Origin of the sequence: Pseudomonas sp. zbq_18, assembly GCF_043102245.1 — a bacterium.
Classification (GTDB): domain Bacteria; phylum Pseudomonadota; class Gammaproteobacteria; order Pseudomonadales; family Pseudomonadaceae; genus Aquipseudomonas.
Genome location: NZ_JBICIT010000009.1, coordinates 189,182 through 203,371 on the forward strand (window position 1 = coordinate 189,182; position 14,190 = coordinate 203,371).

The 14,190-nt window shown below is 61.8% G+C and carries 12 protein-coding genes; 1 reads left to right on the forward strand and 11 read right to left on the reverse strand.

The features are described from left to right. Window positions 1-2: 2 nt before the first annotated feature. Window positions 3-1,637, reverse strand: a complete 1,635-nt coding sequence (locus ACF8C6_RS08330) for a mechanosensitive ion channel family protein (protein ID WP_392498842.1) — start codon at window positions 1,635-1,637, stop codon at window positions 3-5. Between the two features lie 244 nt (window positions 1,638-1,881). On the opposite strand from ACF8C6_RS08330, the gene ACF8C6_RS08335 reads away from it, so the two are divergent. Next, complete coding sequence (locus ACF8C6_RS08335; protein WP_392498843.1) at window positions 1,882-3,171, forward strand: OmpP1/FadL family transporter; 1,290 nt, start codon at window positions 1,882-1,884, stop codon at window positions 3,169-3,171. Window positions 3,172-3,228: 57 nt separating this feature from the next. Here ACF8C6_RS08335 and ACF8C6_RS08340 read toward each other — a convergent pair whose 3' ends face one another. From ACF8C6_RS08340 to ACF8C6_RS08385, 10 genes are all read right to left on the reverse strand, one after another. Next, window positions 3,229-4,524: an adenylosuccinate synthase gene (locus tag ACF8C6_RS08340; RefSeq protein WP_392498844.1), complete on the reverse strand. Its 1,296-nt coding sequence runs from the start codon at window positions 4,522-4,524 to the stop codon at window positions 3,229-3,231. A gap of 56 nt (window positions 4,525-4,580) precedes the next feature. Then, complete coding sequence (locus tag ACF8C6_RS08345) at window positions 4,581-5,768, reverse strand: ATP phosphoribosyltransferase regulatory subunit (RefSeq protein WP_392498845.1); 1,188 nt, start codon at window positions 5,766-5,768, stop codon at window positions 4,581-4,583. A gap of 34 nt (window positions 5,769-5,802) precedes the next feature. Further along, a complete protein-coding gene (locus ACF8C6_RS08350; protein WP_277691036.1) occupies window positions 5,803-5,988 on the reverse strand; it encodes a DUF2065 family protein in 186 nt (61 codons plus the stop codon). A 110-nt stretch (window positions 5,989-6,098) separates the two neighbouring features. Further along, window positions 6,099-6,968 (reverse strand): protease modulator HflC, encoded by an 870-nt coding sequence (gene hflC / locus ACF8C6_RS08355; RefSeq protein ID WP_392498846.1) that lies wholly within the window; start codon window positions 6,966-6,968, stop codon window positions 6,099-6,101. Continuing rightward, entirely contained in the window at window positions 6,968-8,107 is a 1,140-nt protein-coding gene (hflK, locus tag ACF8C6_RS08360) for an FtsH protease activity modulator HflK (protein ID WP_392498847.1), read from the reverse strand. The genes hflC and hflK overlap by 1 nt, the downstream gene beginning before the upstream one ends. Window positions 8,108-8,204: 97 nt before the next feature. Further along, complete coding sequence (gene hflX / locus ACF8C6_RS08365; RefSeq protein WP_392498848.1) at window positions 8,205-9,506, reverse strand: ribosome rescue GTPase HflX; 1,302 nt, start codon at window positions 9,504-9,506, stop codon at window positions 8,205-8,207. Between the two features lie 12 nt (window positions 9,507-9,518). Further along, window positions 9,519-9,773: an RNA chaperone Hfq gene (gene hfq, locus ACF8C6_RS08370; RefSeq protein ID WP_277691040.1), complete on the reverse strand. Its 255-nt coding sequence runs from the start codon at window positions 9,771-9,773 to the stop codon at window positions 9,519-9,521. Between the two features lie 99 nt (window positions 9,774-9,872). After that, window positions 9,873-10,835 carry a tRNA (adenosine(37)-N6)-dimethylallyltransferase MiaA gene (gene miaA / locus ACF8C6_RS08375; RefSeq protein ID WP_392498849.1) on the reverse strand — a complete coding sequence of 321 codons (963 nt, stop codon included), beginning with the start codon at window positions 10,833-10,835 and terminating at the stop codon, window positions 9,873-9,875. A gap of 34 nt (window positions 10,836-10,869) precedes the next feature. Next, window positions 10,870-12,753: a DNA mismatch repair endonuclease MutL gene (mutL, locus tag ACF8C6_RS08380; protein ID WP_392498850.1), complete on the reverse strand. Its 1,884-nt coding sequence runs from the start codon at window positions 12,751-12,753 to the stop codon at window positions 10,870-10,872. Further along, window positions 12,750-14,189, reverse strand: a complete 1,440-nt coding sequence (locus ACF8C6_RS08385; protein ID WP_392498851.1) for an N-acetylmuramoyl-L-alanine amidase — start codon at window positions 14,187-14,189, stop codon at window positions 12,750-12,752. Before ACF8C6_RS08385 ends, mutL begins: the two co-directional genes overlap by 4 nt. Window position 14,190: the final 1 nt, after the last annotated feature.

Here is a 14,190-nt window from a genome sequence, read left to right on the forward strand (position 1 = left end):
GGTCACTCTTGCGCAGGCTCCCGGGCGGGCGCCTTGAACCAATGCTCGCGTGGCACCAGCTTGTCGCTCTGCGGGTCGCCCAAATAGTGCGGCGACATGATCTGTACGCCGTACTCGTTGAACACATCCTGAATATGGGCGTGCAACATGCTCAGCAGCAGGGCACGGGGCAGCGGCTGGCTGGGTACGGCCTGAGCCACCAGACGGTACTCCGGGTAGAAGTCCGACAAGGCCGTCTGAAACACGATGGGCTCCGGCTTCTGCAGTATGCCGTCGGTACGCCGGGCAGCCTCCAGCAACATGGCCTCGACCTGGCGCCAGGGCGTGTCGTATCCGATGGTGACCACCGTATCGACGATGTAGCCCTCGCCCTGCACGGCTCGCGAGTAATTCTTGGTCACCGCGCCAGTGATCATCGAATTGGGAATGGTCAGCACCTCACCCAGACCGGTGCGGATGGTGGTGGTAAACATGCCCATCTCGGTCACCGTCCCCTCGTGCCCGCCCACCTGGACAAACTCGCCGGGACGCAGGGTGCGTGAATAGGTAAGGATCAGACCCGCCGCCGCCTGGCCGACCACACTGGAGGCGCCCAGAGAAATCATCAGACCGATCAATACCGATAGCCCCTTGAACGCTTCGGTACCGGCCCCCGGCAAGTAGGGATAGGCCATGGCCAGGGCAAACAGCCAGATGGCCAACGACGTCAGTCGAGTCGTCGGTTGCAGCGTCTCGTGACTCAGCCAGCTGATGGTGCCAGGACGCGCCATGCGCTTGAGCAGACTGCGCATGAAGCCGCTGATGCCACGGGCAATCAGGAAGATCATCACGGCGATGGCCAGACCCGGCAATGCACCCACGATGCCATCGAGCAGATAGCGCGCCATGTGCAGCAGATAGATGTTGAGGCTCTCGCCCCAAGGCCGGGTATAGGGAAACTGCGATAGGACGAAGCTCAGCCATTGGTAGCTGAACAACAGCACCAGCAGCCAATAGATCAGCCACAACAGACGATTGACCAGGTAATACAGGTTCTGCATGTCAATGATTGGGGTGTGCCCGACCTTGAGCATGCGGGTGTGGCGCTGCATGACTTGGGGAATCAGATTGAGCAACTTGCTGCGCACAAAGCTCGCGCCACGCAACAGCGCGATAAAGAGCAAGGTCGCGATCGCCGAGAAACCGGCCGCCTTGAGCAGGAAACGCACATTGCGTGCCTCGCCACTCTCCTCCACCACCAGGCGCAGATTGTCTGCCGCCACCTGAGCCGCTTCACGCACCGAAGTCTGACCTACGTCCAGATCCTGAGGCGTCACGATGAAGGCCCGGCTGTAGCCCAGCAATACCATGTAACTCTGCTGGATCGGGTCGATGCTGACCTTCAGCTCATCATCTCCAGCCAGTGCTTCGCTGATGACCGCGCGCGCGCGCTGCACCCTGAGCGCAGGCGTTTCTCCCAGCAAGGTCGCGCGAAACACCATCACACTGCGATTGGCCAGCTTGAGTTCTACAGCCTCTGCTGCAGGTGCCGCAGCCGCCTTTTGCTCTGCCGTTTCCACTGCCTCTGCAGCCACACCGACAGCCGACCAGAAGAGCGCAGCAAGCAGCGCTCCCCATGCAAACATCCGACGCCCCATGACACTCACCCCAATGATTAGACAGCCTCAACGCATGGGGTCTGTGCCCCTGCAACATTCCATTGCACCGCTGACAAGCAAGCGTAGCGCAGCTCCGTAGACACGCATGGCCGCAGCACAGCGATGGCCGAGCCGAATCATTCAAACTTAGCGTCGGAGCCTGCTACTTTTCTTGAGGGGCCACATTGCAACCGATATCCATCATCCAAGCTGCATTCAGCGCATGACCACAGGAGTGCTCAATATGCCGGGACTTTTTCGCTCACGCCGACGCCTGTTCTGCGTCGCACCGCTGCTATTGGCCGTGAGCCCGAGCTGGGCGGGCGGCATCATGATTTACGAGGCCGGTAACGAAGGCAGTGGCCTGGCCAACGCCGGAGCGGCGGCGCTTGCCAGCGACCCCAGCGTATTGATGAACAACCCCGCCGGCCTGACTGAACTGGCCGGCACGCAGATATCCGCCAATGGCCAGTTGATCCTGGGCGACCTGACCTTCTCCCGCGACGGCAATAACAATTTTTCCGGCAACGAAGGCGGCAACATCCTCAAATACCTACCCGGCAGCAGCTTCTTCGTCAGCCATCAGATCAACGAACGGGCCAGCATCGGTTTCGGTATGTATGGCAACTTCGGCCTTGCCGTTGACTACGACGATGACTGGGCCGGGCGCTATTTCACCCAGGAGTCGGCCATTCTGGGGTTATCGCTACAACCCACCTACGCCTACAAGGTCAACGATGACCTCTCCATCGGTTTCGGCCCCCGCCTGATGTATGGCTATTTCCGCACCGAAGTAGCGGTCAATAACAATGTGCTGGGCCTGGTTGACCGTGAAGATGGCCAGCTGGAATACAAGGACACCGATGTCGGCCTTGGCTTCAATATCGGCGCGCTCTACCGCCTCAATGAACGCACCAGGCTTGGTCTTGCCTACACCAGCAAGGTCGACCTGGAGTTCGAAGACAAGGCCAGCCTCGACGACATCAGCAACCCACTGCTGAACCTGGCACTACGTCGAGTGAACCCCGATGGCCTGGAGATTGACATGGAGGTGCCACAAACCGCTGTGCTCAGCCTGGCCTATGACCTGGACTCACAATGGAAACTGCTCGGCAGCCTGGGTTGGCAGGACTGGAGCGAGTTCGGCAAGATCGGCGTCGAAGTGGACACGGATCTCGCGGGCACCAGCACCAGCGTCGATCGCCAGTACAAGGACACCTGGCATGCCTCCCTCGGCGCACAGTACCAGGCCACTCGCCAATTGCGCTGGAGCATGGGGGTGGGGTACGACAGTTCGGCGGTCGACGACGAAGATCGCACGGCCGACAACCCCATGAACGAGAGCTGGCGCCTGGCCACAGGCATCAACTATGCGGTGGACGAGGGACTCGACCTGCATATGGCCTACACCCTGGTATGGCTGGGCGACATGGACATCAGCCAGACCAAGAGCAGATCCGGAGATAGCCTGTCCGGCAGCTATGACAACAGTGCCCTGCATGTCATTGGCGGCGGCGCTACCTGGCGTTTCTAAACAAGCAAACGCCCACAAAAAAGGCCGCATCAGCGGCCTTTTTTCATCACGGCGCCATCAGGCGAACGGGTGACGCAAAACGATGGTCTCGTTGCGGTCCGGGCCGGTGGAGATGATGTCGATCGGCGCGCCGACCAGCTCTTCCACGCGCTTGATGTAGGCACGGGCGGCCGCCGGCAGCTCTTCCAGGCTCTTGGCACCGACGGTGGAGTCCGTCCAGCCCGGCATCTCTTCGTACACCGGCTGCAGGCCGATGTAGCTGTCGGCGTCGGTCGGCGCGTCAGTCAGCAGGTTGCCGGCAGCATCCTGGTAACCGGTGCAGATACGGATGGTTTCCAGGCCGTCAAGCACGTCCAGCTTGGTCAGGCACAGGCCCGAGATGCTGTTGATCTCGATGGCGCGGCGCAGGATTACCGCGTCGAACCAACCACAGCGACGGGCGCGACCGGTGGTGGAGCCGAACTCGTGGCCCTTCTTGGCCAGGTAGGCGCCGGTCTCGTCGAACAGCTCGGTGGGGAACGGGCCGGAGCCGACACGGGTGGTGTAGGCCTTGGTGATACCGAGGATGTAGTCCAGGTACAGCGGGCCAAAACCGGAACCGGTGGCGGTGCCGCCAGCGGTGGTGTTGGAGCTGGTGACGTAGGGGTAGGTACCGTGGTCGATGTCCAGCAGCGAGCCCTGAGCGCCTTCGAACATGATGTCCTTGTCGGCGCGACGCAGCTCGTGCAGCTCGGACGTGACGTCAGTCATCATCGGGCGCAGCTGCTCGGCGTAGGCCATGCACTCGTCCAGCGTCTTCTGAAAGTCGATGGCCGGTTCCTTGTAGTAATTGACCAGCACGAAGTTGTGGTAGTCCAGCAGCTCGCCGAGCTTGGAAGCAAAGCGCTCACGGTGGAACAGGTCACCGATGCGCAAGCCGCGACGGGCCACCTTGTCTTCGTAGGCCGGACCGATGCCGCGGCCGGTGGTGCCGATCTTGGCGTCGCCACGGGCCTTCTCACGGGCCTGGTCGAGGGCCACGTGGTAGGACAGGATCAGCGGGCAGGACGGACTGATGCGCAGGCGCTCACGCACCGGTACGCCCTTTTCTTCCAGCTTGGTGATCTCGCGCATCAGGGCGTCGGGGGCGACCACCACACCGTTGCCGATCAGGCAACGCACACCTTCACGCAGGATGCCGGAAGGGATCAGGTGCAATACGGTCTTCTCACCGTCGATGACCAGGGTGTGGCCGGCATTGTGACCACCCTGATAGCGCACTACCGCGGCGGCCTGCTCGGTCAGCAGGTCGACGATCTTGCCCTTGCCCTCATCACCCCACTGGGTGCCCAGGACGACGACATTCTTACCCATAACACTTGTCCTCTATTCGGAAAGCTCGATGCCGGCCGCAGCCGGCGGAAAACTCGTCAGGACGCCAGCGGCGCCACTTGCCAACGGCCATCGCGCAGCTGCAGCTGGCGATCACAGCCCGCCTCGCTCGCTGCGCTCACATCCTGCTCAGGCAGGGCCTGAACCACGCGAACACCTTCGCTGCGCAGTCGCTGCACGGCCTGCCACAAATACAGATCATGGTGGTCAGGCGCCCAGACGCCGCCGACTGGAGCCTCGGCCTGCATGTCACCCAACGTCACCAGCGTCTTGAGGTCGGTGGAGAAGCCCGTGGCGGGGCGCGCACGACCGAAGTTGCCGCCGACATCATCGTAGCGGCCACCCTGGGCAATGGACTGACCGACACCCGGCACAAAAGCGGCGAACACCACGCCTGTGTGGTAGTGGTAGCCGCGCAGCTCGCCGAGGTCAAAATACAGCGGCAGCTCGGGGTAGCGCAGCTCCAGCTGATCGGCGATGGCGACGAGCTGATCCAGTGCTGCGTGCACTTCGGCTGGCGCCTCGACCAGGACAGCCTGGGCCAGATCCAGCACCTCGCGACCGCCGCACAGCTCGACCAAGGCGCGCAGCATACTGGCCAGGTGCGGCTGCAGCGACTCGGTCAGCGCATCAACCTCATCGACGGCCTTGCGTTGCAGGGCATCAAACAGCTGCTGCTCGGCCTCGCCGGACAAGCCTGCCGCACGAGCCAAGCCGCGGTAGATGCCGACATGCCCCAGGTCCATGTGCACATCCGGCACGCGGGCCAGCGCCAGGGTGTCGAGCATCAGACTGATGACCTCCACGTCGCTGGCCGGGCTGGCGTCGCCATACAACTCGGCACCCAGTTGGATCGGGCTGCGCGAGGTGGCCAGGGCGCGTGGCTTGGCATGCAGCACGCTACCGGCATAACACAGGCGGCTGGGGCCTTCGCGGCGCAGACTGTGAGCATCCATCCGCGCCACCTGCGGGGTGATGTCGGCGCGAAAGCCCATCTGCCGGCCGGACAGCGGATCAGTCACCTTGAAGGTACGCAGATCCAGATCCTGACCAGCACCCGTCAAAAGGGACTCAAGATATTCGATGTGCGGAGTAACGACGAACTCGTAGCCCCAGCGCTGGAACAGATCCAGTACCTGGCGGCGCGCCGTTTCGATCAGTGCCGCTTCCGGCGGCAGTACTTCTTCGATGCCATCTGGCAGCAGCCAGCGGTCTACCGTTGCCATTTCGCCATTCCCCTCTCGGTACGGGCGGCAGCCTTCAGTGAAGCAAATAAAGGAGGGCAGTTCCCAGCAGCATGCTGGCCAGCCCCATGAGGCGCAGCTGACGATCGGACAGCTGAGCCAGTTGCGTGATAGCCCCACGCCAACGTCGCGGATAGAGGAAGGGCAGGATGCCTTCCAGCACCAACATCAGACAAATCGCGATGCCCAGTTCCTGCCACATGATTCCCGCAGACGCAAAAAAGCCGGGCTTTTTCCCGGCTGACTCATGATAACACGTTTTCCCCGAAGATCACCCCGACGCGACCGAACGGCCGCGCCGGGATGACAGTATCAGGGCTTGGACTGCTGCAGATAGCGGAAAAACTCGCTATCGGGGTCCAGCACCAGCACATCGCTCTTGCTGGCGAAGCTATCGCGGTAGGCGCCCAGGCTACGGTAGAAGGCGTAGAACTCTGGGTCCTGCCCATAGGCCTTGGCATAGATGGCTGCGGCCTTGGCATCACCATCACCGCGGATTTCCTCGGATTCGCGATAGGCCTCAGCGATGATCACACGCTTCTGCCGGTCAGCATCGGCACGAATACCCTCGGCCAGCTCGCGACCCTTGGCGCGGTGCTCGCGGGCCTCGCGCTCACGCTCCGAGCTCATACGATCGAAGACGCTGCGATAGACCTCTTTGGGCAAATCAATGGCCTTGACGCGAACGTCCACCACCTCGATGCCCAACTCCTTCTGTGCCATGCCGTTCAGCGACTTGGTGATAGCAGCCATCAACGCGTCACGCTCACCGGAAACCACTTCATGCAGAGTGCGGGTACCGAACTGGTTGGCCAGTGCCGTGATCAAACGCTGGGACAGGCGGTCATCGGCAATCTGGCGAATGCCGGACGTCGCCGTGTAATAGCGCTGGGCATCTGCCACTCGCCATTTGGCGTAAGCATCGACCATCACCGCCTTCTTCTCCAGCGTCAGAACACGTTGGATTGGCGACTCCAGAGTCAGCAGGCGCGCATCGAATTTGCGCACCTGGTTCATCACCGGCACTTTTACATGCAGACCGGGCTGCACGTCAGGTTCAGCAATCTTACCGAACTGCAACAGCACCGCCTTTTCCGTCTGGTTGACGATATATAGGCTGTTCCAGCCAACCACGACCAAGACCACCGCAGCAATCAAGGCAAACAGGGATTTATTGCTCATCAGCGGCTCTCCCTCGTGCGCAGGTCACGCTGCTGCATTTCCTTGGTGATGCGCGAACCGGCGTCGCTATTGCTCGAAATCGCAGAGGCAGACGCGCCAGAGCGCGAATCGACCATCTTGTCCAGCGGCAGGTAGAGCAGATTGTTCTGCCCTTCCTTGCTAGTAACGAGCACCTTACTGGTGTTGCCGAAAACTTCCTGCATGGTGTCCAGATACAGACGCTGACGGGTCACTTCAGGCGCCTTGCGGTACTCGGTCAGCAGCTTGCTGAAGCGATCCGCCTCACCCTCTGCACGTGAAACCACTTCGTCACGATAACCGTTGGCATCTTCGATGATGCGCTGAGCCTGACCACGCGCCTCGGGAACCACCCCATTGGCGTAGGTCTCGGCCAGGTTCTTCTCGCGCTGCTCGTCTTCGCGGGCGCGAATGACGTCGTCGAAGGCGTCTTTCACTTCGGCCGGAGCCGTAGCGCGCTGAATGTTGACCTGGGTAATGGTGATACCCGTGCCATAGTCATCGAGGAAATCCTGCAGACGCTTGCTGACCTCGGCACCCATCTGCTCACGGCCCAAGGTGATCACCTCATCCATCGAGGTGGAACCGGCAACGTGGCGCAGAGCACTCTCAGTAGCGTGCTGCAGACTCACCTCAGGCGCATCGACGTTGAGCACGAAGTCCTTCAGGTTGCTGATCTTGTACTGCACGGTTAGCGGCACTTCGACGATATTCTCGTCCTCGGTGAGCATCTGCCCCTGTTTGGAGAACGAACGCTCGCGAGTGACGTTCTCCTGGAACTTCTTGTCGATCGGCGGGAAGTAGATATTCAGGCCCTGACCAACCGTGTCGTGATACTTGCCAAGACGCAGGATTACGGCCTGTTCCTGAGCATCGACGATGTACACGGCATTCCACAGCCAGACCGCGCCAAGCAGCGCAGCGCCGATCCAAAGCAAGCCGAAGCCACCGCCCTGACCATTGTCATTACGTTTTTTGCCGCCGCCGAAGATACCGTTCAGGCTCTCCTGCAGTTTGCGGAAGGCTTCGTCGAGATCCGGCGGCCCCTGGCGTCCACCGCCCTTGCGGCCACCCCAGGGATCCTGATTGTTCGAGTTGCCACCCGGCTCATTCCAAGCCATAGCGCTCTCCATCTGATAAAGCAAAGACGCGCCCACGACGCGCCGGCCCATGCTACAGAAAGCCCGTTACCAGCCGCAAAAAACGATGGCTCGGGCTTTATTGCAAAGTATGTTGCGCGAGAAACTCTTGCGGTACCAAACCTGCTCGACTAACCAGTCTGTTGAGTTCTGCACGCGGCAAGCGGATTGCCAGCAGAGTATCGCCTACTTCGTTGTGCTGCTCGTCCTGCACCGCATTCATCTCAAAGAACTGCGCACGCAGGCGACCCAACCGCTGCGGTAAACGCAGCGTGCCGACAAACAGATCTTCGCCAAGCAACTCGGCAATTGCCTGACGTAGCAGGTCAAGGCCCTTGCCATCACGCGCCGATAGCCACACACGCTCGGGCTTGCCATCACCGTCGCGCTGAATCTGCGGCTCGACGCCTTCCAGCATGTCGATCTTGTTGTACACCTCAAGCATCGGCAGCTCATTGGCACCGATTTCGCCAAGCACCGCCATGACCTGCTCCATCTGCTGCTCACGCTCGGGCTCGTGGGCGTCAATGACATGCAACAGCAAGTCGGAGTTGCTGGACTCTTCCAGCGTGGCGCGGAAAGCTTCGACCAGCTTGTGCGGGAGATGGCGAATGAAACCCACGGTATCGGCCAGCACCACCGGCCCCAGGTCGTCCAATTCGAGCCGGCGCAGGGTCGGATCGAGCGTGGCGAACAATTGATCGGCCGCATACACCTCGGACGTGGTCAGACTGTTGAACAGGGTCGACTTGCCGGCGTTGGTGTAGCCCACCAGGGACACGGACGGCACATCGGCACGCCGCCGCCCACGCCGGGCCTGCTCACGCTGGCTGCGAACCTTCTCCAGCTTCTGCTTGATCTGGCGGATACGCACTCGCAGCAGGCGACGGTCGGTTTCCAGCTGGGTTTCACCCGGGCCGCGCAGGCCGATACCACCCTTCTGCCGCTCCAGGTGGGTCCAGCCGCGTACCAGACGCGTACTCATATGGTCCAGCTGAGCCAGCTCGACCTGCAGCTTGCCCTCATGGGTACGTGCGCGCTGGGCGAAGATATCGAGAATCAGCCCTGTCCGATCAAGCACGCGACACTCAAACACACGCTCGAGGTTACGTTCCTGACTGGGCGTAAGGGTGTGATTGAAGATGACCAGGTCGGCCTCTTCGACTTTCACCAGGTCGCGCAGCTCCTCGACCTTACCGCTGCCGATCAGGAACTTGGCGCTGGGCACGTGGCGCGACACGGTGACCAGCGCCACCATGTCCGCCCCCGCAGAGAGCGCCAGATCCTGAAACTCCTGCGGGTCTTCAGCCGCCTCGGGGTTACTGCCTTCCAGGTGAACGAGAATGGCCCGCTCACCGCCGCCGTGGCGCTCAAAGAACAAGGCTGGCTCCTATCAAGCGTTGCCCGGCTCGACTTGCTCGCCTTCGCCCGCGCTGGGCAGACGCACCGGACGACTCGGTACCACAGTGGAAATGGCGTGCTTGTAGACCATCTGGCTGACAGTGTTCTTCAGCAAAATCACGAACTGGTCGAAGGATTCGATCTGACCTTGCAGCTTGATGCCGTTGACCAGATAGATGGAAACCGGTACGCGTTCCTTACGCAGGGTATTCAGGTAAGGGTCTTGTAGCGAATGCCCTTTTGACATGTGCCGCACTCCTTAAAGGGTCAAATGTAGTAACGCCAAGATGGCTTATGCCGTATAGGCCTCAAAAACCAAGGATAGACGGCGAATAAACAGGTCCCATCACAATATGGTGACCGAATGTAGGTATTTCAAGGCGCGAGCCAGATTGTCATTGGCCAGACTGTCCAACCAGTGCAGGTTTTCCCAGCCCCGCAACCAAGTGAACTGTCGTTTGGCCAGCTGACGAGTGGCAATAATGCCTCTTTCCGTCATGTCCTTGCGGGTTAGCTGCCCCCCCAGGTAATCCCATACCTGGCGGTAGCCCACTGCGCGGATAGAAGGCAATCCAGCATGCAGGTCGCCCCGCATGCGCAACGCTTCGACCTCTTCGACAAAGCCCTGTTCCAGCATCAGATGAAAACGCTGCGCGATACGCTCGTGCAGCACCGTGCGCTCGATCGGAGCTATGGCGAATTGCGCCACAGTATAAGGCAAATGCGCCATACCAGGCGCCTGCGTAGCGCCATTTTGCCGCTGATGAAGCTCGGTCATACTGAGACCACTGACCCTATACACCTCAAGGGCACGAGTCAGGCGCTGCGGGTCATTCGGATGGATTCGGGCCGCCGACTGCGGATCGACCCGCGCCAGCTCACGATGCAACGCCTCCCAACCTTCGGCCCCAGCCCAGGCCTCCAGCTCAGCGCGCACAACCGGGTCGGCGCTGGGCATTTCAGCCAAGCCTTCCAGCAATGCTTTGTAATAAAGCATGGTGCCGCCAACCAGCAGCGGAATACGGCCTCGCGCAGTGATATCGGCCATGGCGGCCAGGGCATCGGTGCGGAACTCGGCCGCCGAGTAGCTTTCTGCAGGATCACAGATATCGACCAAACAGTGCGGGTAGCGCTCCAGCGTCGCCTTGTCAGGCTTGGCCGTACCGATGTCCATACCCCGATAGATCAGTGCCGAATCGACGCTGATCAGCTCGCAGGGCAGCGCATCGGCCAGCGCCAGGGCCAGGTCGGTCTTGCCGGCGGCAGTGGGCCCCATCAGGAATATTGCAGGCGGCAGGTGTTTGGACATCTAAGGCAGCGCTCCAGGCGCAGTAAATCCCGGCTCAGCGGCCGCGCAGGAACAGCTTGTCGAGGTCATCCATGCCCAGCTGCGTCCAGGTCGGACGGCCATGGTTGCACTGACCGCTGCGCTCGGTGTTTTCCATATCGCGCAGCAGTCCGTTCATCTCGGGGAGGGTCAGGCGCCGGTTGGCCCGCACGGCGCCGTGACAGGCCATGGTCGCCAGCAGCTCGTTCAGATGAGCCTGAATGCGGTCACTGGTACCGTACTCCAGCAGATCAGCCAGTACGTCCCGCACCAACTGGGTAGCCTCGGCCTGTTTGAGCAGTGCCGGAATCTGCCGGATCGCCAGGCTCTCTTCGCCCAGGCGCTGCAATTCGAAGCCCAGACGCTGGAACCACTGTGCATGCTCCTCGGCGCAATCGGCTTCTCGCTGACTCAGGGCAATCGATTCGGGCACCAGCAAGGGCTGGCCGCGCAGACCTTCGCAGGCCATTGCAGTTTTCAGGCGCTCATAGGTAATACGCTCGTGCGCCGCATGCATGTCCACCAACACCATGCCCTGGGCATTTTCGGCGAGGATGTAGACGCCCTTGAGTTGGGCCAGGGCATAGCCCAGCGGCGGGATATCACCCTGACTCTGCGGCAAGGCAGCCGATGCCGACTCCGGCAGGGGCGCAAAATACTCACGATACGCGCCCTGAGCCTCGGCCTGCGGCATCCCGCCTTGCGGGCGCGGCGCCTGGTAACCGGCACCGGCAGAGCGCCACACGGAGCCCGGCTGAGCCTGCGGCTGCTCCAGCACCTGGGCAGCAGAGAGCCCCATTTCACCCTGCGGACCGAACTCACCGGCAGCCAGGCCGGTGGGACGCACGATCTGCCCCACCGCGGCAGGCGCGGCCAACTGATCTTCCGGGCGCACATCACCCAAGGCGCGATGCAGGGTGCCGTAGAGGAAGTCGTGCACCATGCGACTGTCGCGGAAACGCACCTCGTGCTTGGTCGGGTGCACATTGACGTCCACCACCGCGGGGTCGATTTCCAGGAACAGCACGAAGGTCGGATGACGACCGTTGAACAGCACGTCGCGATAAGCCTGACGCACCGCGTGCGCCACCAGCTTGTCGCGCACCATGCGCCCATTCACATAGAAATACTGCAGGTCGGCCTGGCTGCGCGAAAACGTCGGCAGGCCAACCCAACCCCACAGATGCAGGCCATTTCGCTCCACCTCGATAGGCAGCGCCTGCTCGAGAAAAGCCGAGCCACAGACGCTGGCTACTCGCCGGGCGCGGCCAATGTCGTCATTGGCCTCATGCAGGGCGAACACCGTTTTGCCATTGTGGCGCAGGTGGAAAGCCACATCGAAGCGCGCCAGGGCGAGCTTCTTGATGACATCCTGCAGGTGATCGAATTCGGTCTTCTCCGCACGCAGGAACTTGCGCCGCGCCGGGGTATTGAAGAACAGGTCGCGCACTTCCACCGAAGTACCGACCGGATGCGCGGCGGGCTGCACTCGCGCGGCCATGTCGCGCCCCTCGGTCTCCACCTGCCAGGCCTGTTCGGCATCGGCGGTGCGCGAGGTCATGGTCAGGCGCGCAACGGAACTGATCGAGGCCAGCGCCTCGCCACGGAAGCCCAGGCTGGCCACCGCCTCCAAATCCTCCAGCTCGCGAATCTTGCTGGTGGCGTGACGCGCCAGAGCCAGCGGCAGGTCATCGGCCGGAATACCACTGCCATCGTCACGGATGCGCAGCAGCTTGATGCCGCCCTGCTCGACTTCCACGTCGATGCGTTTGGCGCCGGCATCCAGGCTGTTTTCCAGCAGTTCCTTGGCCACCGAAGCAGGACGTTCGACCACCTCACCGGCGGCAATCTGGTTCGCCAGCCGCGGACTCAGCAGCTGGATGCGACGCGCCTCGCTCATGGCTGGCCTGCCAGCGCCGTCGCCGGAATCTGCAGGGTCTGGCCGACCTTGATCACGTCGGTCTTTAGCGAATTGGCACTGCGCAGAGAGGCCAGGCTGATCTGATAGCGCTGGGCAATCAGCGCCAGGCTCTCACCGGAGCTGACCACATGCTCGCGCGGGCCGCTAGGCAGCTTGCCCTGGTCGCGCAGCGCAGCGATGTAGGTGCCCGGCGGCGGGTTCTGCTGGAAGAACTGGCGCACACCGCTGGTAATCGAACGCGCCAGAGCCTGCTGATGGCTGGTGGTGGAAAGTTTCTTGGCTTCATTGGGGTTGGAGATGAAACCGGTCTCCACCAGGATAGAGGGAATATCGGGTGATTTGAGCACCATGAACCCAGCCTGCTCGACCCGCCGCTTGTGCAGCGGCGTGATGCTGCCCATGTTGCTCAGGACTTTCTGCCCGACATTCAGGCTGGACGACAGCGAAGCCGTCATCGACAGGTCGAGCAGCACACCGGCCAGCATGCGGTCCTTGTCATCCAGGCTGACGTTACCAGCCCCGCCGATCAGGTCGGACTGATTTTCGGCATCGGCCAGCCAGCGCGCGGTCTCCGAGGTCGCACCACGCTCGGACAGGGCATAGACGGAAGCGCCGAAGGCTGCTGCACGCGGTGCGGCATCGGCGTGGATAGAGACAAACAGATCGGCGCCCTTTTTGCGGGCGATCTCGGTACGCTTGCGCAGCGGAATGAAGTAGTCGCCGGTACGCACCAGCTCGCCACGGAAGCCCTTCTCGGCATTGATCTGCCGCTGCAGCTCCTTGGAAATCGCCAGCGTAACGTTCTTCTCATAGAGCTTGCGACCAGGACCAAGAGCACCTGGATCCTCGCCGCCATGACCGGCATCGATAGCGATCACGATATCGCGCTGCCCGCCCGGCACCGGGGGCAGCTTGGCCGGCGTGCTACCGGGCACTGCGGCGACCTGAGCCGGACGACTGACAGGTGGTGCAGTAGATGCTACCTGCGGCACGCTTGGCGCCGTATCCCGATCAAACAGATCAACCACCAAACGATGGCCGTATTGCTGATTGGGCGCCAGGCTGAAGCTTTTCGGCGTGACCTCGGCAGACAGATCCAGCACCAGTCGCAGCTCATTGGCCGAGCGCTGGGCTGAGCGGATACCCGTGATGGGAGTGTTGCTCAGCGACAGCTGATCCAGCTTGGTGGCCAACTGGGCGCCGCTGACATCTATGACAATGCGATTGGGAGCGGCCAGGGTGAATACACTGTGCTGCACCGGGCCGGAAAGATCGAAGACCAGACGAGTGTTATCTGGCGCCCGCCACAGGCGCACACTGCGGATATCCGAGGCGGCCAGTACATCAGTCGCGAAGACCGTCAGCGCCAGCCCCAACCCACCAAACAGCGCCCGCATGCGCATAGCCTTCCCCATT

Excerpts from the sequence above, each read along its gene's own strand:
- ACF8C6_RS08330 (WP_392498842.1), bottom strand. The coding sequence starts at position 1,637 with ATGGGGCGTCGGATGTTTGCATGGGGAGCGCTGCTTGCTGCGCTCTTC.
- ACF8C6_RS08350 (WP_277691036.1), bottom strand. The coding sequence starts at position 5,988 with ATGTGGCAGGAACTGGGCATCGCGATTTGTCTGATGTTGGTGCTGGAA.
- miaA (WP_392498849.1), bottom strand. The coding sequence starts at position 10,835 with ATGTCCAAACACCTGCCGCCTGCAATATTCCTGATGGGGCCCACTGCC.
- ACF8C6_RS08335 (WP_392498843.1), top strand. The coding sequence starts at position 1,882 with ATGCCGGGACTTTTTCGCTCACGCCGACGCCTGTTCTGCGTCGCACCG.
- hfq (WP_277691040.1), bottom strand. The coding sequence starts at position 9,773 with ATGTCAAAAGGGCATTCGCTACAAGACCCTTACCTGAATACCCTGCGT.
- hflK (WP_392498847.1), bottom strand. The coding sequence starts at position 8,107 with ATGGCTTGGAATGAGCCGGGTGGCAACTCGAACAATCAGGATCCCTGG.
- ACF8C6_RS08340 (WP_392498844.1), bottom strand. The coding sequence starts at position 4,524 with ATGGGTAAGAATGTCGTCGTCCTGGGCACCCAGTGGGGTGATGAGGGC.
- hflC (WP_392498846.1), bottom strand. The coding sequence starts at position 6,968 with ATGAGCAATAAATCCCTGTTTGCCTTGATTGCTGCGGTGGTCTTGGTC.
- mutL (WP_392498850.1), bottom strand. The coding sequence starts at position 12,753 with ATGAGCGAGGCGCGTCGCATCCAGCTGCTGAGTCCGCGGCTGGCGAAC.
- ACF8C6_RS08385 (WP_392498851.1), bottom strand. The coding sequence starts at position 14,189 with ATGGGGAAGGCTATGCGCATGCGGGCGCTGTTTGGTGGGTTGGGGCTG.
- ACF8C6_RS08345 (WP_392498845.1), bottom strand. The coding sequence starts at position 5,768 with ATGGCAACGGTAGACCGCTGGCTGCTGCCAGATGGCATCGAAGAAGTA.